Source organism: Streptomyces sp. NPDC053513 (genome assembly GCF_044544765.1).
GTDB classification, from domain to species: Bacteria; Actinomycetota; Actinomycetes; order Streptomycetales; family Streptomycetaceae; genus Streptomyces; species Streptomyces litmocidini.
This window is the reverse complement of sequence record NZ_JBITXP010000007.1, coordinates 90203-107707: the sequence shown is the minus strand read 5'-3', so window position 1 is coordinate 107707 and position 17505 is coordinate 90203. Positions and strand designations below refer to the sequence as shown.

The window sequence follows — 17505 nt, the reverse complement described above, 5'->3', positions numbered from 1 at the left end:
GTGCCGCTCCTGGATCGGTCAGCCGAGGGTGAGGGGTACGAGCGGGGCGCCCTGGAGCTCCCGGACGGCCGCGCGGGCCAACGCCCTGGGCGTGGCGACGGGCTCGTAGTGGTTGATCACGCTGATCCAGGTGCCGTCCGCGTTCCGCATGACGTGCAGTTCCCGACCGTCGATGGTGACGGAGTAGCCGCCCGCGTGGTGTTCCCCGTGGTGGCCGCCGCCGTGCGCGGGCCCGCCCTGGATGCGGCGGCCCTGGTAGACCTCGTCGAAGGGGGCCGGGTCGGAGTCGGCCGCCGGGGCGGCCGCGCGGGGAGCCGAGGCCGCGGCCTGCCCCGTCCGGGCGAGGACCGTGACGGCGCCCGCGGCGCCTGCCGCGACGCCGAGGGCCCGGCGACGGGTGATGCTGGACATGAGAAACCCCCAAGTGGTCTGTGCGACCGGGGGTTTGGTCATATGCCCCCGGCAGGGTCCATCAGTACCCGGGGGTCTCGGCGCGTCGGAAATCGCCGGCCGGCGGTTGGCCGCGAAGTGGTCAACCTGCCGCGAAAGGTGCAATTTTGAACGGATTCGATCTTACTGTTCCGGCGCGCGGAAGCGCCCCGGAGCGAAGATCTTGCGGAGAAGATGATCATTCCGTGAACGATCTTTCGCGCCGGGGCGCCGTGTGTGGCGGAGCCCACGCCCTCGGATTGTCCGGATCCGGCCTCAGCTCCGGCCGGCCTTCCGCCGCGCCCGCAGCCACTCCCTGTTCATCGCCGCGATCGACGGGAGCGGGATGCCCTTCGGGCAGGCCGTCGCGCACTCGCCCGTCAGGGTGCACCCGCCGAAGCCCTCCGCGTCCATCTGGGCCACCATGTCGAGGACCCGGGTCTCGCGTTCCGGGGACCCCTGGGGCAGGACGTTCAGGTGGTTGACCTTGGCGGAGGTGAAGAGCATCGCCGAGCCGTTCGGGCAGGCCGCCACGCACGCGCCGCAGCCGATGCACTCGGCGTGCTCGAAGGCGGAGTCCGCGTCGGCCTTCGGGACCGGCGTGGCATGGGCCTCCGGGGCCGAGCCCGTCGGGGCCGTGATGTAGCCGCCGGCCTGGATGACGCGGTCGAAGGCGGAGCGGTCGACGACGAGGTCCTTGACGACGGGGAAGGCGGAGGCGCGCCAGGGCTCGACGTCGATGGTGTCGCCGTCGCGGAAGGACCGCATGTGGAGCTGGCAGGTCGTGGTGCGCTCCGGCCCGTGCGCGTCGCCGTTGATGACGAGGCTGCACGCGCCGCAGATGCCCTCGCGGCAGTCGTGGTCGAAGGCCACGGGCTCCTCCCCGCGCAGGATGAGGTCCTCGTTGAGGGTGTCGAGCATCTCCAGGAAGGACATGTCGGGCGAGATGCCGTCCACCGCGTAGGTGACCATGGCCCCCTCGGTGTCGCCGTTCTTCTGGCGCCAGACGCGCAGGTCGATCCTCATGCGTAGCTCCGCTGGGTGGGGTGGACGTACTCGAAGACGAGGTCCTCCTTGTGGAGGACGGGCGGGCGGTCCCGACCGGTGCCGCGCTCTCCCGGGGGACGGCCCCCGGGCCCCTGGAACTCCCAGGCCGCGACGTACGCGAACTCCTCGTCACGGCGGGCGGCCTCGCCGTCCGGGGTCTGGGACTCCTCGCGGAAGTGGCCGCCGCAGGACTCGGCGCGGTGGAGCGCGTCGAGGCACATGAGCTCGGCGAGCTCCAGGTAGTCGACGATCCGGTTGGCCTTCTCCAGGGACTGGTTGAACTCCTCGCCGGTGCCGGGGACCTTGACGCGGCGCCAGAACTCCTCGCGGATCTCGGGGATGCGGCGCAGGGCCTCGGTCAGGCCCTCCTCGGTGCGGGCCATGCCGCAGTACTCCCACATGAGTTCGCCGAGTTCGCGGTGGAAGGAGTCGGGGGTGCGGTCGCCGTCGACGGAGAGGAGGAGGTTCAGCCGGTCCTCGGTCTCGGCGAGGACGTCGCGGACCGCAGGGTGGTCGTCGGTGACGGGCTCGCCGTGCGGATGACGGGCGAGGTAGTCGTTGATGGTGGCGGGAAGGACGAAGTAGCCGTCGGCGAGTCCCTGCATGAGGGCGGAGGCGCCGAGCCGGTTGGCCCCGTGGTCGGAGAAGTTGGCCTCGCCGATGGCGAAGAGGCCGGGAATCGTGGTCTGGAGGTCGTAGTCGACCCAGAGTCCGCCCATCGTGTAGTGCACGGCGGGGTAGATCCGCATGGGGACCTCGTACGGGTTCTCGGCGGTGATCCGCTCGTACATCTCGAAGAGGTTGCCGTACTTCTCCTCGACGGCCGCGCGGCCCATCCGCCGGATCGCGTCGGCGAAGTCCAGGTAGACCCCCTGTCCGCCGGGGCCGACGCCCCGCCCCTCGTCGCAGACGTTCTTGGCGGCGCGGGAGGCGATGTCGCGGGGGACGAGGTTGCCGAAGGAGGGGTAGATCCGCTCCAGGTAGTAGTCGCGCTCGTCCTCGGGGATGTCGGCGGCCGGGCGGGTGTCGCCCTTCGCCTTCGGCACCCAGATGCGGCCGTCGTTGCGCAGCGACTCGCTCATCAGGGTCAGCTTGGACTGGTGGTCGCCGGTGCGCGGGATGCAGGTGGGGTGGATCTGGGTGAAGCAGGGGTTGGCGAAGTACGCGCCGCGCCGGTGCGCCCGCCAGACGGCGGTGGCGTTGGAGTTCATGGCGTTCGTCGACAGGTAGAAGACGTTGCCGTAGCCGCCGGTGGCGAGGACGACCGCGTCGGCGTAGTGGGTGGAGATCCGTCCGGTGATCAGGTCGCGGGCGACGATGCCGCGGGCCCGTCCGTCGACGACGACCAGGTCGAGCATCTCCGTACGGGCGTGCATCTCGACGTTCCCGGCGGCGATCTGCCGGGACAGCGCCTGGTAGGCGCCGAGGAGGAGCTGCTGCCCGGTCTGGCCGCGGGCGTAAAAAGTGCGGGAGACCTGGACGCCGCCGAAGGAGCGGGTGTCGAGGAGTCCGCCGTACTCGCGGGCGAAGGGGACGCCCTGGGCCACGCACTGGTCGATGATCTCGACGGAGATCTGGGCGAGGCGGTGGACGTTGGACTCGCGGGCCCGGAAGTCGCCGCCCTTGACCGTGTCGTAGAAGAGGCGGTGGACGGAGTCGCCGTCGTTGCGGTAGTTCTTGGCGGCGTTGATGCCGCCCTGGGCGGCGATGGAGTGGGCGCGGCGCGGGGAGTCCTGGAAGCAGAACTGGACGACCTGGTAGCCCTGTTCGGCGAGGGTGGCGCCGGCGGAGCCGCCGGCGAGGCCGGTGCCGACGACGATGATCCGGTGCTTGCGGCGGTTGGCCGGGTTGACCAGCTTCGCCTCGAAGCGGCGGGTGTCCCAGCGCTCGGCGACGGGCCCGGCGGGGGCCTTGGTGTCGGCGATCGGCTCGCCGGTGATGTAGTCGAGGTGGCTCGTGTCGGGGTAGCTCATGGTCAGCTCACCACTCCGGTCATGACGGCGACGGGGACGGAGACGAAGCCCGCGGTCAGGACGAGCGCGAGGGTGTCGGCGAGGGCCTTGAGGAGGCGCTCGCGGCGGGCGTTGCCGACGCCCAGGGTCTGGGCGGCGCTCCAGAAGCCGTGGCGGACGTGGAGGCCGAGGGCGAGCATGGCGGTGATGTAGACGACGTTGCCGTACCAGGTGGAGAAGGTGTCGACGACGTTCTGGTAGGGCTTGCCCTCCTCGAAACCGCCGGGGTGGACGGTGCCGGTGGTCAGGTCGAGGAGGTGCCAGACGATGAAGAGGCCGAGGATCACCCCGCCCCAGCGCATGGTGCGGGTGGCGTAGGAGGCGCCCCTGCGGCGGTGGACGTACGCGGTGGGGCGGGCCTTCAGGTCGCGGCGGCTGAGCTGGTACGCGGAGACGGCGTGGGCGACGACGGCGGCGAGGAGCACGATCCGGACGATCCACAGGGCCCAGTGGTGGTGCAGGACCGGGGCGCCCATGACGCGCAGCCAGTGGCCGTAGGCGTTGAACTCCTCGGGGCCGAAGAAGACCTTGAGGTTGCCGGCGACGTGGGCGACGAGGTAGCCGAGCATGGTCAGCCCGCTGACGGCCATGACCGTCTTCTTGCCGAGGGTCGACGACCAGAATCCGCGGGACGGGGTCGGGGCGGGGGACGGCGGGCGGGCGGCCGTCCGCGCCCTCGTGGGTGCCAGAGCCATGTCCTCGACGCTAGGGCCGAAGGGCCCGAGAGGTCCAAGACATGGTCCGGCTGATCTCAATAGGCTGCACCTATTCACATCCCCTACGCTGGGGGCATGCAGTTCCAGCAGCTCCTCTACTTCGTCGCCGTGGCCGAGACCCGGCACTTCACCCGGGCCGCCGAACGCGTCCACGTCTCGCAGCCCTCGCTCTCCCAGCAGATCAAGGCCCTGGAGCAGGAGCTGGGCGCGGAACTCTTCAGTCGCGCCCGGGGGAACATCACCCTCACCGACGCGGGCGAGGCCCTGCTGCCGCTCGCGCGGCGGATCCTCGCCGACACGGAGACGGCCCGCATCGAGGTCCAGGAGCTGGCCCAGCTCAAGCGGGGCCGAGTGCGGCTCGGCGCGACGCCGAGCCTGTGCACGGGGCTCCTCCCGGACGTGCTGCGGACCTTCCACGACCTGCATCCGGGGATCGAGCTGCTCATCGAGGAGGGCGGCTCGCACGACCTCGTACGGGAGCTGGCGCGCGGCGCGCTCGACCTCGCGCTCGTCGTCCTCCCGCTGCCCTCCCCCTCCCCCGCCCTGACGACGGTCGAGCTGCTGACGGAGGACCTCGTCGTGGTCTCCGCCGCGTCGGAGCCGCCCCCGCGTCGGCCGGTGCGGATCAAGGACCTGCGGGACCAGCCCCTGGTCATGTTCCGGCACGGCTACGACCTGCGGGAGCTGACCGTGGCGGCCTGCCGGGCGGAGGGCTTCGAGCCGACGTTCACCGTCGAGGGCGGGGAGCTGGACGCGGTGCTCGGTTTCGTACGGGCGGGGCTCGGGCTCGCGGTCGTGCCGGCGATGGTCGCGGGGCGCGCGGGGCGGGACCTCCGGGTGACGGCCCTCGCCCGGCCGGGGCTGCGGCGGACGATCGCCCTCGCCCACCGCAGCGACGTGGCCCCGCCGAGAGCGGCCCGCGAACTCCAGAACCTCCTCCTGCACCACCCCTGACCCGACGGGGCCCGGTGCGGGGGTGCCGTCCCTCAGGGCGTGGGCTCCCGCGGGCAGGGGATGGTCAGGTGGCGTCTGCCAGGAGGAGGGTGTGGATGCGGTCCGGGGCGCCGGGACGGGCGTAGTACCAGCCCTGGGCCGTGTCGCAGCCCAGGTCACGGAGCTGACGCGCCTGGGCCCCGGTCTCCACGCCCTCGACGGTGACCGCCAGCTCCAGGCTGTGGGCCAGCGAGACGATCCCCTCGACGATCTTGAGGTCGACCGGGTCCACCGGGTGCTGCTGCATCCCCCGGGTGAAGGAGCGGTCGAGCTTCAGGACGCTCACCGGCAGCCGCCGCAGATTGGCGAGGTTCGAGTAGCCGGTGCCGAAGTCGTCGAGCGCGATGTCCACGCCCATCTCGGCGAGTTGCCGCAGCGGTTTCAGGAGGTCCTCGTCGGCGCCGATGAGGGCGGACTCGGTGACCTCCAGGCAGAGCGCGCCCGGCTCCAGGCCGGAGCGCTCCAGGACGTCGACGGTGTCGGCGACCAGGCGCGGGTGGTGGAGCTGCGTCGGGGAGAGGTTGACGTTGATGCGCAGCGGGCCGCCGTCGGAGTGCCGGGTCCGCCAGAAGCGGGCCTGGCGCACGGCCTCCTGGAGCACCCAGCGGCCGAGCGGCACGATGAGGCCGGTGTCCTCGGCGAGCGGGATGAACTGGTCGGGGCCGAGCACCCCGTGCTGCGGGTGGCACCACCGGACGAGGGCCTCCGCGCCGTGCACGCTGCCGTCGTCGAGGTGGACGAGCGGCTGGTACTCGATGAAGAACTCGCCGCGCTCCAGGGCGGTCGGCAGGGCGGTGGTGAGCCCGTGCCGGGTGATGGCGCGGGCGTCGGCCTCCGGGTCGGCGACCTCGAAGCGGTTGCCGCCCGCCGACTTGGCCCGGTACATGGTGATGTCGGCGCTGCGGAGCACCTCGGCCGGGGTCCGCTCCCCCGCCGGTCCCTCGACGACGCCGAGGCTGCCGCGGACGGTGAGTTCGCGGCCGTCGATGCGGAGGGGGGTGGCGAGGGCGGCGAGGATGCGGTCGGCGAGTTCGGTGACGTCCCGTCGTCCGCCGGCGCCGGTGGTGAGGGCGACGAACTCGTCGCCGCCGAGCCGGGCGACCATCTCGCCGGCGCCGGTGACGCAGCTCTGCAGCCGGTCGGCGACCTCGACGAGCAGCCGGTCGCCGGTGGAGTGGCCGAGGCTGTCGTTGATGACCTTGAAGCCGTCGAGGTCGAGGTAGCAGAGGCCGAAGCGGGCGTTCTCGCCGGGGGCGAGCGCCTTCTCCAGGCGTTCGAAGAACAGGGTCCGGTTGGGCAGTCCGGTGAGCGCGTCGTGGGTGGCCTCGTACCTCAGGCGCAGATGGAGCAGGCGCCGTTCGGTGGTGTCCTCCATGAGGGCCAGCTGGTACTGCGGGGCGCCGTCGGCGTCCCGGAGGAGCGAGACGGTGAGGTTGGTCCACAGAACCGTTCCGTCACCGCGGTAGAACGGCTTCTCGACGCGGTAGTGCTCACGCTCGCCGCGGACCAGCTCCTCGTACAGCTTCCAGACGTGCGGTCCGTCCTCCGGGTGCACCCACTCGCTGACCTTCCGGCCGCGCACCTGGCCCTCCATCCCGCCGAACATGCGGGTGAGGGTCTCGTTGACCTCCAGGACGTTGCCGTCGAGGTCGGCGATGCCGATGCCTATGGCCGCCCCGTCGAAGACCGCGCGGAAGCGGCTCTCGGTGGCGTGCAGGGCGATCTCGGCGGCGCTGCGGGCGGTGAGCGCGGAGCGGGCGATGGCCTCCTGCTCGGTGAGGGTCCGCTCGCGCAGGGCCCCCGCGTAGCCGACGGCCATGGCGTGCTGGAGCCGGGCGCAGCGGGCGCGGAGTTCCTCGGCGGGGAGGTCCGACTCCGTACCGCAGTAGAGCACCAGGTACGAGTCGACGACGCCGAGGCTGCGGCCGAGCGCGTCCGGGTCGGTGCAGTGGGCGGCGACGAGGGCCGCGCCGGTGCGCTGGGCCGGTGCCGTGTCGAAGGGCCGGGCGTGCAGGGCGTCGCACAGGGTGCGGGCCAGCGGCAGCAGGTGTCCTTCGAACTCGGCGCGGGTCAGCGAGGTGGCGGTCACCGGGAAGATCGCCCGGCTCCAGATGGTGACGAACCGCCTGAGTCTGTCCTCCGGGCCGTCGGCTTCGGCGACGGCGCCGGACGGCTGCGACGGGACCTTCACGCCTTGCGCCCCACCCCTGCGAACCCGGAGAAGGCGTACGGATCCTCCTCCTCGGCCGGGCCGTCCGGCCGCCAGAGCGGCATGGGGACGAGTCCGGGCTCGATCAGTTCGGTGCCGTCGAAGAAGCGGGCGATCTCGCCGCTCGACCGCATCACCAGGGGGTTGCGGATGTCGCGGTAGACCTCGACGGCGCCGCCGGCCCGTTCCTCGGGGAGGGGGATGCCCTCGTACGAGGCGTGGGTGAGGACGAGGAGGCTGCCGGGGGCGAGGGCGTCGATCAGTTCGGCGACCGCCTCGTGGGGCCGGTCCTCGTCCTCCAGGAAGTGCAGGACGGCGACGAGGAGCAGGGCCACCGGCCGCTCCAGGTCGAGGAGTCGGGTCACCTCGGGGCTGTGCAGGATCTCGGCGGGCTTGCGCAGGTCGGCGGCGACGACGGCCGCGCTGTCGTCGCCCTCCAGGACGGCGCGGCTGTGGGCCACGGCGACGGGGTCGTGGTCGACGTAGACGACCCGGGCGGCGGGGGCGGCGGCGCGGGCGACCTCGTGCACGTTGCCGAAGGTGGGGATGCCGGAGCCGATGTCGAGGAACTGGGTGACGTCGTTGTCAACGGCGTGGCGGACGGCGCGCCGCATGAAGGCGCGGTTCGCCTGCATGATCTTGGGCAGGCCAGGCATGAACTCCATGGCGTTGCGCGCCGCTTCCCGGTCCACTTCGAAATTGTGCGAGCCGCCCAGATAGAAGTCGTACATACGGGACACGCTCGGTACCGAAATGTCGATACCGGGCGGGGCCCAGGCGGGACGCTCCATCGATGTCTCCAACAAGTCGCCATGGGGGATACGGCCATGTGTTCGCGGCCGGTGTTCGAGGTGAGGCTACTGATCGCCCGCCGGGAGAGCGAGTAGAAACGGAAATTCGCGGTCCGTTCTTGGTCACACGCCATTGGCACGTGCTCCTGGAACGCAGACTTCACGCCTTCAGGCTGTGCAAATTCACGTGCATATGAGCGTGCGTCGGTTCCCGGGAGGCCGCCGACCGCGCCCGACGGGACCCCAGGTCCCTTCCGTACCTCGGCTGTTGCCGTTCTCCGGGCCGGTCGCCGGTGCAGGATGCCCTGCCGGCCGGCCCGTCCGACAGGGCGACAACCGGACAGTTCTCCGTCGGAAGGCCTGAACGAGCCGTGTCGGCCACCCGTCCGCAATCATCGCGACCGCAATACCGGGCATTGCGCCGAATCCGTCACCGACACCCGGCGAAACGTCAAGTCCTCACATCCGGAGATCCCCTCCATCTGGCGAATCCCGCGTGATTCCGCCCCGGCGCGCCCCGGATGTGATCAAGCTCGACGGCGTGTCTCTGTACGGATCACTCCTCGCGCGGCCGCTGGCGGCCCTCGGTCTCGTGTGGCTGCTCACCGCACCGGTGCCCGCCGCCGCCGACGCCTGCGCCTACGCCTCGACCGACTCGGGCGGTTCGCAGATCGCGGTGGCGGTCGCCGGCGGCGGCCACCACGACGTCGACGACCAGGGGAACGGTGGCGGGAAGGGCCACGGCAAGGGCAAGGGCCACGAGCACCACGGCAACGGCAAGGGCAAGGGGCACGGGCATCACCACCACCCGACGCCCTGCGATCCCGAGCCGCCCCCGCCGTGCCCGACGCCCACGCCGACGCCTCCGCCCTCCCCGACGCCGACGCCCGAGCCCCCGAAGCCCTCCCCGTCCCCGAAGCCGACGCCGAAGCCCGAGCCGCCTCCGCCGCCCGCGCCGAAGCCGGTCCCGCCCCGGCCGGTGCCGAAGCCGCCGGCCACCGGACCCGCGCCCCGCCCGGAGCCGCCGTCCCCCGCGCCCCCGGCCCCCAGGCCGCCGGAGCCCGCGCCCGCGCCTCCGCCGTCCCCGACCCCGCCGCCCACCGTGCGGCCCCGGCCGCCGTCCCCCTCCCCCGTGGTGCTGCCCCACTACCGCCCGGCGACGCACACCAAGCAGAAGGGGGGCACCTCCGTCGTCACCGCGACGCTGATGATCACCGCCCCGGCCGTCCTGGCGACGGCGATCCTGCGCCCCCGGTCGAAATGACCCGCCGTCCCCCTCATCCGCCGCCCCTCTGATTCCCGCCGGAGGAACCATGTCCGAATGGCTTGTTCTCTCTCTCGCGATGGCCGCAGCCTGTGCCGTCGTGCTCACCATCGTCGTCATCAACAACCGCCGGATCCCCGAGGACGACGACCCCAGCGAGACCCCCGACGTCATCGAGTACATGACGATGATGATCGGCGTGATCTACGCGATCGTCCTCGGTCTGGCCATCGCCGGCGTCTGGGAGGCCCGGGGGGCCGCCCAGGAGACCGTGCGGCAGGAGGCCCAGGCGATGCACGAGATCTCGGCGCGCGCCGAGGTGTACCCGCAGGAGGTCCGTTCCCGGATCCGCGCCGACGTCGACGCGTACGTCTCGTACGTGGTCCACGACGAGTGGACGTACATGGCCGATCACGGCGAGCTCAGCGACGAGGGCACCGCGCTCCTGGAGAAGGTGCGGCGCAGCGTCACCGACTACCAGCCGGCCAACGACTTCGAGGGGCAGGCGTACCAGCCGCTGGTGGACCAGGTGACCCTCGCCGACGACGCCCGGAACGCGCGCGGGCAGAGCGCCGGCGAGACGATGCCGGGGGTGGTCTGGTTCGGTCTGATCATCGGGGCCCTGGTGACGGTCGGCCTGATCTTCACGCTGCAGATCCGCAGGACCGGCCGGGAGCTGCTGCTCGCCGGGCTCTTCAGCGTGCTGATCGCCTTCCTGCTGTTCCTCATCTGGGACTTCGACGCGCCGTTCGGCCGGGGCATCTCGGCCACCGCCGCGCCGTTCGTCGATCTGTTCCCGCAGATCAGCGGCTGAGCCGGGCCGCGCGAATGGGCCACACGGGGGACATCGGTGCCCCATTCGCACCTCTGGGATCGCGGTTGTGGTAGTGCGCTCCTAGCGTTTCGGGCATCGAGGTGCACGGTCCTTCGCGGGAACCCCCTCCCGCGGCTGCCCCTCGGGACCCGGAGGATTCACCATGCGCGCGATACGTGCCGCGACCACTGCCCTGTTGGGAGCGGCCGCCCTCGCCCTGGCCGCTCCCGCCGCCCTCGCGGCGGACGGGGCGCCCGCCGCCGACCGACGGATGGCCAGGGCCAAGGCACCGGGCGATTTCGTCGTGTCGCCCTCGGTCGTCGCCCCTGGCGGGCGGCTGACGCTGAGCGCCCCCGGCTGCGCCAGTACGGCGACGGCCACGGCGGGCATCTTCGACACCGCGACCATCGCACCGGGGGCGACGGTGACCGCCACCGTGGACGCCGACGCCAAGCGCGGCGCCGTGTACACGGTGCTGTTCAACTGCACGGGCGGTGTGCAGGACACCGTCGCCCTGACGATCAGCGGCGCCCCCACCGCCACCCCGACGATCAGCGCCACCGTTCTCGCGCCTCCGCGCGGGGTACGCGGCGGTCTCGGCGGCTCGATGGCTCCCAGCACCACCGAACTGGCGGCCGGCGGCGCGCTGGTGCTGGCTGCGGCCTGCGGCACCGCCTATGTGGTCCGCCGCCGTCGCTCCGGCGCCACCCGCCGTCACTGACCCGCCGTCACTGCCCCACCGTCGCCGATTCGCCGTCATCGATCCGCCGTCACCGGCCGGGGCTTCACGGCCGGGAGGAGTGGTCTGCCGATCGGCGGTCGGGGCCGCCGATCGCCCCCGGATCCCGGCGGGGACTCGGGGGCGAGGGGCACGGCGGGCCGACCGGGAGGTTCGGCCGGTCAGACTCCCGCGCCGGTCAGGCGTCGGCGGCGGGCGATGAAGAGCCCTCCGCCGAGCGCGGCCGCGGCGACGAGGCTGCCGCCGACGGCCATCTCGGTGGAGCTGGGGGCCAGCGAGCCGCCGAGACCGCCGGCCGCACCCTGGCCGGCGATGACCCGGAACGGCTGGGTGAGCGTACGGCCGCCGCACTGGACGGCCAGGTTGTACTGGCCGGGCGTGGCGTTGTTGAAGATGCGGGCGGTGGCGGTGGACACCCCGTTGACCGCGGGGCCGAGCGTGACCGTCGCGAAGGCGTTGGACGTGACCGTGCCGCCGGCGCAGCCCCGGACGGTGATCGTGAGGATCCCGCCCTGGTGGACCGCGAAGGGGGATACGGTGACGCCGTTGGAGTTGTCCCCGCCCCGCTCGACCTGGAGAGGGCTGACGGAGACGCTGCTGGGCCCGTTGGTGGCGGTGGCGAGGGGGGCCGCGAACCCGACCGCCGCGAGCGCGGTGGCGGCCACCGCCAGAGTGCGTGCAGCACGCATGGTTGAACCTCCAGTGGAAGACGCCCCAAAGCGGTGCTCCGGGAGTTTCGACGAGTACGCCTTCCATGACGAACCATCACAAACCGTCGCAAGCCACGCATGTCGGCACTGGGCCGGTCCGGTGAGGCGACACGCCGGGCGCGGGACCCGCCGAGCCGACGGAACCGCAGGTCAGCCGCGCCCAGGACGCTTATCTGACGATTACTCGGATGGGTCAGCCGGTCGTCACCCGCCTGCCCTCCGCGCGCCCTTCCTCCGGGGCGCGCCACCGCGTGCCCCGCTCCGGCGGCGGGGCACCCGTCCGGCGGCGGCCCCCACCCGTTCGCCCCGTCCGGCGCGACGGCCCGCGCGACCGCCCTTACCGTTCTGACGACGCCGAGAAGGGAGAACCATGCCCCCGAAGGACTTCCGCGTCTTCGAGCGCAGGAGACGCCAACCCTGGGGCGTCCTGGCCCTCGCCATGCTGTCCGGACTCGCGATGATGCGCAACGGGGTGGACGTCCCCCTTGGACCGCCGCAACCCGCCGCGGCGGCCCGGCCGGTGGCGCGTCCGGTCGCCCCGCCGCCCGCCGCGAGCGCCGGCCTGGAGCCGCTGCCGTACGCCCCGGCGTCCCGGGTCAAGATCCCGGCGATCCAGGTGGCGGCGCCCATCATGGACGTGGGCCTGGACGAGCAGGGCTGGGTGGCGGCTCCTCCTCCGGAGGATCCCAACCTCGCCGGCTGGTACCAGAACGGCATCGCCCCCGGCATGCGGGGCACCTCCGTCCTCGTCGGCCACGTCGACAACCTGAAGGGCCCGGCGGTCTTCTACGGCCTGGGCTCGCTCCAGAAGGGCCAGCACGTCGAGGTCGAGCGGTACGACGGCCGGGTGGCGGTCTTCGAGATCTACGGCGTCCAGGTGTACGCCAAGGACAACTTCCCCGGCGTGGAGGTCTATGCCGACACCGGAGAACCGGAGCTGCGGGTGATCACCTGCGGCGGCGGCTACACGCGGGCACGCGGCTACGACGGGAACGTCGTGGTCTTCGCGCGCATGGTGGGCTCGCGCTAGGGGGCGACTCGATTCACGTCGGGTCGGGCCCCGGCCGGCGGCCGACGCGGAGGGCCCCGGCACCCTCGGGTGCCGGGGCCCTTCCCCGTCCCGGTGCGGTCAGCGCCGGGGGACGGTGATGTGGTAGCCGGCGTCGAGGAGTTCGGGCAGGTAGCGGCGGAGCGCGGCCACGCTCTGGGAGCGGTTGCCGCCGGCGTCGTGGGAGAGGACGACGACGCCGGGCGCGGCGCCGTCGAGGACGCGGCGGACGATGGTGCCGGTGCCGGGTTCCGTCCAGTCCAGGGTGTCGACGGTCCAGGCGAGCGGCTCCATGCCGAGTTCGGCGCCGATCTCGAAGGAGAGCCGGTTCCAGGCGCCGTAGGGCGCGCGGTACCAGAGGGGGGCCGCGCCCAGGGCCTTCTCGATGACCTCGCTGGTGGAGCCCAGTTCGGCGCGGATCCGGGAGGGCTTCAGCTTCGGGATGAGCGGGTGGGACCAGGAGTGGTTGCCGACGACGTGGCCGTCCTCGGCCATCTCCCGCAGCAGGTCCTGGTTGTCCACGGCCATCTCGCCGCAGACGAAGAACATCGCCCGGCAGTCGTAGTGGCGCAGGGTCTCCAGGATGCCGGGGGTGTAGCGGGGGTCGGGGCCGTCGTCGAAGGTGAGCACCATCGAGCGGCCGACCCCGGACATGCTGAGGAAGGGCCGCCGCCGCACCGGCGGCAGCGCGCGCCGGAAGGGCGGGGGCGCGTAGGCGGTCATGGGCTGGAGCCGGTACGCGGAGGGGCTCAGCCGGGCGGAGTGCGTCCGGGGGCCCGCGGCCGGGCCCGCGTGCCCCGCGCCGGAGGCGCCCCGCGGCGTGGGGGCGGCACCGGTGGCCGGGTCGGGGGTGGCGAACCGGTCCGCCGCGAGGGCGCCGACGGTGACGGTGGCCCCGAGGGCGGCGGCGAGCCGGAGCACCGCCCGACGCCCGCTGGGCATCTGATCCTTTTTCATGACCAATGGTTCGTACGGGCGAGGGTCCGGGTGGCTCAACGACACCGGCCGCCCGACCGAAAACACCCGATGAGCCGATAATCTCGAAAGGTGAGCGAACAACAGCCCGACCGGTTCGAACGCGGCACCGACGGCCCGAAAGTGATCATGGCGGGGGTCGACGGCTCCGCCTCCTCCCTGCGCGCCGCGGCGTACGCGGCCGGGCTCGCCCGGCGCCAGAACGCCCTGCTCGCCCTCGTGTACGTCCAGCCGGTGATCCCGGCGGGCGCGGCGCTCGGCGCGCCCGTGGCCGGGACGACCGAGGAGATCGCCGAGGACCTCGTCGCGGAGATCCGGACCTCGGCGGAGCGGGTGCAGGACCTGTGGCGGATCCGGTGGGAGTTCCGCACCTTCCGGGGCGACGCCTACACGGGCCTGGTCCAGGCGGCCGAGGAGCTGAAGGCGGACGCCGTGGTGGTGGGCGCCTCGGAGTCGGCGGGGCACCGCTTCGTCGGCTCGGTCGCCGTCCGTCTGGTGAAGGCGGGCCGCTGGCCGGTCACGGTCGTCCCCTGACCGGCCGTACGCCCGCCTTCCGACACGCCCCCCGAGCGGTCGCACGCTCCCTCCGGTCGAAGCGTGCCCTGACCGGCCGTACGCGCTACCTGCCCATCACCAGGCCGTCCTCGGCGGCTCCCCGGCCGAGGACCACCTGCCGGACGGTGTCGCGGATCTCCTCCTGACGCGCGTCCCCGCCCTCCGCCGCGCCGAGGTTCACCACGCGGCCGCGCTCGGTGTCGAACCACTGGGGGATGAACTCGGCCCTGGTGACCTCCCAGCGCCCGCCGGCGGTCCTGGGCGGGGCGAAGGTGAAGCGCCCGATGCTGCTCTGGTTGCCGCGCGGGTCGTGGGCGCCCTCGTGGTTGATCATGTCCCCGGCGATCTGGTCGCCCATCCCGTAGACGATCCAGGTCCCGTTGACCTTCTCGTAGGGCTGCGGGACGTGGGCGTGCGTACCGATGACGAGATCCAGGTCCGGGCGTCCGCCGCTCCGCGAGGCGGTCAGCGCGCGGCCGAGGGAGAGCTGCCGCTCGTCGGGCGCGGTCTGCCACTCGGTGCCCCAGTGGACGCTGGCCACCACCACGTCGGCGCCGGCCGCGCGGGCGGCGCGCGCGTCGGCGATCACCTTCTTCTCGTCGAGCGTGTTGACGGCCCAGGGCTGTCCCTCGGGCAGCGGATAGCCGTTGGTGCCGTAGGTGTAGGCGAGGTGGGCGACCGTGGCGCCCCCGGCCTTGAGCAGGGTGGGCCGCGCCGCCTCCTCCGCCGTACGGGCGGAGCCGGCGTGCCGGACGCCGGCCCTGTCGAGCGCGTCGAGGGTGCGGCGGAGGCCCGCCGCCCCGTCGTCGAGGCTGTGGTTGGAGGCGGTGGAGCAGGAGTCGTAGCCGGTGGCCGCGAGCGCGGCGGCGACCTCGGGCGGCGACTTGAAGGCGGGGTAGCCGGTGTAGGGTCCGCCCTCCTCTCCGTACACGGTCTCCATGTGGCAGATGGCCAGGTCGGCGCGGGAGACGACGGACTTCGCACCGGAGAGCATCGGGCCGAAGTCGTAGCCGGCCCCGTCCGCGTCCTCGGCGGCTCGCCGGATGATCGAGTCGTGCGGGAGGACGTCGCCGGAGGCGACGAGGGTGAAGCCGACGGGCGCGGAGGCCCCGCCGGGCGCGGCGGACGGGGTGGTGGGGCCGCCGACGGCCGGTCCGCCGCCACCGGCGCAACCGGTCGCCGCGGCGAGCAGGAGCGCGGCGAGCGCCGCCCCCGCGGGTCTGCTGCGTGAGGTCATGGACGGCACTCCACCCGAATCATGTGATGAACATCTGTTCTGATGAATTGACCCTTCGGAAAAGCCGCAGTCAAGGGTCAAGGCCGCACCGGGTGAGGAACCACGCTGAAACGGACGCACCGGCTCCGTCCGACCGTTCGCCGTGCCATTCGCCGCGCGGTGCGACCGTTCGTCGCAGAGCCGTGTCCGTTCCCTGTCCCCCGCCGCCCGGATGCGCTCGTATACGCCCCGGACGACGAGCCGCGGGAGAGGCGGGCAGAGCATGACGACGGCGACGGCGACGACCGACGAGCGGACCCTGGAGGAGCTGCAGCGGGACCACGGTCCGGCCCTGCTCACCTTCCTGCTCGGCCTGACCCACGGGGACCGGCAGCGGGCCGAGGACCTCGCGCAGGAGACCCTGGTACGGGCCTGGCTCCACCCCGAGGCCTTCGACGGTCCCTACACCTCGATGCGCCCCTGGCTCTTCACCGTGGCCCGCCGCCTCGCCATCGACGCCCGCCGCTCACGCCTCGCCCGCCCCGCCGAGATCGGCGACGGCGTCCTCGCGGTGACGCCCGACCCCGCCGACGCCACCGCCTCGGCCGACGCCGCGCTCGACGTGCGCGCGGCGGTGCGGGAACTGAGCCCCGAGCACCGCGCGGTGCTCGTCCGGCTCTACTTCCACGGCCTCACCGTCAACGAGGCCGCCGTCGAGCTCGGCATCCCCGCCGGCACCGTCAAGTCCCGCTCGCACTACGCCCTGCGGCAGCTCGGCCGCTCCCTGCCCGGCTACCGGCCGCGCCGCGCGGCCGTTGCCCGGGCCCGTGCCGGAGCCCCACAATGACGCCGTGACGCTGACACTCGCCGCCGCCGAAAAGGTCCTCGCCGACAACTTCGCCCCCTGGGTGCTCGACCTGGGACTCACCGTCGAATCCGTCGGCTCCCCCGAGTCCGCCGACGGCCACGAGGCCGTGCTCCGGCTCCCCTGGTCGGACCGGCTCGCCCGGGAGGGCGGCGGTCTCTCCGGCCAGGCCCTGATGGCCGCCGCCGACACCGCGACGGTCATCGCGGTCGCCGCGGCCCGGGGCGGCTTCGTGCCGATGACCACCGTCCAGCAGTCCATCAGCTTCCAGCGCGCGGTGATCGGCGCCGACGTGCTCGTACGGGCCCGGCTCACCAAGGCGGGCAAGCGGATGGCCTTCGCCGACATCACCATGACGGCCGAGGGCACGGAGGAGACCGCGGCCCACGCGACCGCCGTCTACGCGCTCCTGGGCTGAGCCGGCCCGGACTCCCCCGCCCCACGCGCCGCCCTCGACCCGCCCGACACCAGGAATCCCACCCGTACCGATCCGGCCGGGAAACGTATCCGAAACCACACGGGCGAGTTGAGCAAAGCGGGACCCGCGGGCGCCCTTCACGGAGGAGGCTCTCCCCCGGGCCCCTGACGTCCGGGGCCCTCATGTCCGGGGAGAAGGTGGGAGCGTTGCTGCCCGAGAGCACGAACGGCGCCGGCGGCACGAGCGGCGGCGGCCTCGCCGTCCCGATGGCCTGGCTGTGCGCCGAGTACCTGGCCGACGAGGTGCTGCGGGCCGCCGCGCTCGTGGCACCCGGCTCACTGGAGTACCGGGCCGGCCTCCAGGCGCTGGCCCTCACCGTCCACCTCGCCGGGGAACCGGACGGGCCGGCCGGCCCCTGGGCCGGCCGCCGGGTCGACGAGTGGCTGCGGCACACCGCGTACGACCGGCCCTGGCCGCCCTGGGTCGAGGAGCGGCTCGCCGCGCGGCGGGCGGCCGGCGACGACGGCCCCGACCTGGCGCTCGCCCGGACCGCCTGGGCCCGGCTGCGGGACACCTGGATCCGCGCCGCCGACCTCGACGGCCGGACCGACCCCGAGAGCCCGGTCGACGAGGCCGAGCAGGTCTGGCTCCCGGCCTGGAAGCTGGGCCTTCCGCTCGCGCACCTGTCGCTGCACCTGCGCTGA

Annotated in this window: 18 protein-coding genes; 9 read left to right on the top strand and 9 right to left on the bottom strand. The window is 73.1% G+C overall.

The window, feature by feature from the left end; all coding sequences use genetic code 11:
- Positions 1–18: 18 nt before the first annotated feature.
- The 4 genes from ACIGW4_RS14400 to ACIGW4_RS14385 form a co-directional block, all read right to left on the bottom strand.
- Complete coding sequence (locus ACIGW4_RS14400) at positions 19–411, bottom strand: tyrosinase cofactor (RefSeq protein WP_398706237.1); 393 nt, start codon at positions 409–411, stop codon at positions 19–21.
- Positions 412–705: 294 nt separating this feature from the next.
- A complete protein-coding gene (locus ACIGW4_RS14395; protein ID WP_123456713.1) occupies positions 706–1455 on the bottom strand; it encodes a succinate dehydrogenase/fumarate reductase iron-sulfur subunit in 750 nt (249 codons plus the stop codon).
- The gene (locus ACIGW4_RS14390) at positions 1452–3449 is read right to left on the bottom strand and encodes a fumarate reductase/succinate dehydrogenase flavoprotein subunit (protein WP_123456712.1); all 1998 of its coding nucleotides are present in this window, start codon (positions 3447–3449) and stop codon (positions 1452–1454) included. Before ACIGW4_RS14390 ends, ACIGW4_RS14395 begins: the two co-directional genes overlap by 4 nt.
- 2 nt (positions 3450–3451) lie before the next feature.
- Positions 3452–4078: a succinate dehydrogenase gene (locus ACIGW4_RS14385; protein ID WP_260174697.1), complete on the bottom strand. Its 627-nt coding sequence runs from the start codon at positions 4076–4078 to the stop codon at positions 3452–3454.
- A 201-nt stretch (positions 4079–4279) separates the two neighbouring features.
- Between ACIGW4_RS14385 and ACIGW4_RS14380 the strand changes: the two genes are divergently transcribed.
- Positions 4280–5158 (top strand): LysR family transcriptional regulator, encoded by an 879-nt coding sequence (locus tag ACIGW4_RS14380; RefSeq protein ID WP_123456710.1) that lies wholly within the window; start codon positions 4280–4282, stop codon positions 5156–5158.
- A gap of 64 nt (positions 5159–5222) precedes the next feature.
- Here the strand turns inward: ACIGW4_RS14380 and ACIGW4_RS14375 are convergent, their stop codons facing one another.
- Positions 5223–7388, bottom strand: a complete 2166-nt coding sequence (locus tag ACIGW4_RS14375) for a bifunctional diguanylate cyclase/phosphodiesterase (protein ID WP_123456709.1) — start codon at positions 7386–7388, stop codon at positions 5223–5225.
- Positions 7385–8197 (bottom strand): SAM-dependent methyltransferase, encoded by an 813-nt coding sequence (locus tag ACIGW4_RS14370; RefSeq protein ID WP_398706231.1) that lies wholly within the window; start codon positions 8195–8197, stop codon positions 7385–7387. Before ACIGW4_RS14370 ends, ACIGW4_RS14375 begins: the two co-directional genes overlap by 4 nt.
- Positions 8198–8738: 541 nt before the next feature.
- Between ACIGW4_RS14370 and ACIGW4_RS14365 the strand changes: the two genes are divergently transcribed.
- The 3 genes from ACIGW4_RS14365 to ACIGW4_RS14355 all read left to right on the top strand — a co-directional run bounded on the left by ACIGW4_RS14365 (position 8739) and on the right by ACIGW4_RS14355 (position 10996).
- Positions 8739–9461 (top strand): hypothetical protein, encoded by a 723-nt coding sequence (locus tag ACIGW4_RS14365; protein ID WP_398706230.1) that lies wholly within the window; start codon positions 8739–8741, stop codon positions 9459–9461.
- 49 nt (positions 9462–9510) lie between these two features.
- Positions 9511–10275 (top strand): DUF4239 domain-containing protein, encoded by a 765-nt coding sequence (locus ACIGW4_RS14360; protein WP_123456706.1) that lies wholly within the window; start codon positions 9511–9513, stop codon positions 10273–10275.
- 163 nt (positions 10276–10438) lie between these two features.
- Entirely contained in the window at positions 10439–10996 is a 558-nt protein-coding gene (locus tag ACIGW4_RS14355; protein ID WP_123456705.1) for a hypothetical protein, read from the top strand.
- Between the two features lie 179 nt (positions 10997–11175).
- On the opposite strand, the gene ACIGW4_RS14350 is transcribed toward ACIGW4_RS14355, so the two are convergent.
- Positions 11176–11703 (bottom strand): hypothetical protein, encoded by a 528-nt coding sequence (locus tag ACIGW4_RS14350; RefSeq protein ID WP_123456704.1) that lies wholly within the window; start codon positions 11701–11703, stop codon positions 11176–11178.
- Positions 11704–12094: 391 nt separating this feature from the next.
- On the opposite strand from ACIGW4_RS14350, the gene ACIGW4_RS14345 reads away from it, so the two are divergent.
- Entirely contained in the window at positions 12095–12754 is a 660-nt protein-coding gene (locus ACIGW4_RS14345) for a class F sortase (RefSeq protein WP_123456703.1), read from the top strand.
- 99 nt (positions 12755–12853) lie between these two features.
- Here ACIGW4_RS14345 and ACIGW4_RS14340 read toward each other — a convergent pair whose 3' ends face one another.
- Entirely contained in the window at positions 12854–13714 is an 861-nt protein-coding gene (locus ACIGW4_RS14340; RefSeq protein WP_260174591.1) for a polysaccharide deacetylase family protein, read from the bottom strand.
- 105 nt (positions 13715–13819) lie between these two features.
- Between ACIGW4_RS14340 and ACIGW4_RS14335 the strand changes: the two genes are divergently transcribed.
- Entirely contained in the window at positions 13820–14281 is a 462-nt protein-coding gene (locus ACIGW4_RS14335) for a universal stress protein (RefSeq protein WP_399580528.1), read from the top strand.
- An 85-nt stretch (positions 14282–14366) separates the two neighbouring features.
- Here the strand turns inward: ACIGW4_RS14335 and ACIGW4_RS14330 are convergent, their stop codons facing one another.
- A complete protein-coding gene (locus ACIGW4_RS14330; RefSeq protein WP_399580526.1) occupies positions 14367–15539 on the bottom strand; it encodes a CapA family protein in 1173 nt (390 codons plus the stop codon).
- A gap of 262 nt (positions 15540–15801) precedes the next feature.
- Here ACIGW4_RS14330 and ACIGW4_RS14325 point away from each other — a divergent pair, with 262 nt between their 5' ends.
- The 3 genes from ACIGW4_RS14325 (at position 15802) to ACIGW4_RS14315 (ending at position 17505) form a co-directional block, all read left to right on the top strand.
- Entirely contained in the window at positions 15802–16365 is a 564-nt protein-coding gene (locus ACIGW4_RS14325; RefSeq protein ID WP_123456699.1) for a sigma-70 family RNA polymerase sigma factor, read from the top strand.
- 4 nt (positions 16366–16369) lie between these two features.
- Positions 16370–16801 carry a PaaI family thioesterase gene (locus tag ACIGW4_RS14320; protein ID WP_123456698.1) on the top strand — a complete coding sequence of 144 codons (432 nt, stop codon included), beginning with the start codon at positions 16370–16372 and terminating at the stop codon, positions 16799–16801.
- A 206-nt stretch (positions 16802–17007) separates the two neighbouring features.
- Positions 17008–17505 (top strand): hypothetical protein, encoded by a 498-nt coding sequence (locus tag ACIGW4_RS14315; RefSeq protein WP_123457626.1) that lies wholly within the window; start codon positions 17008–17010, stop codon positions 17503–17505.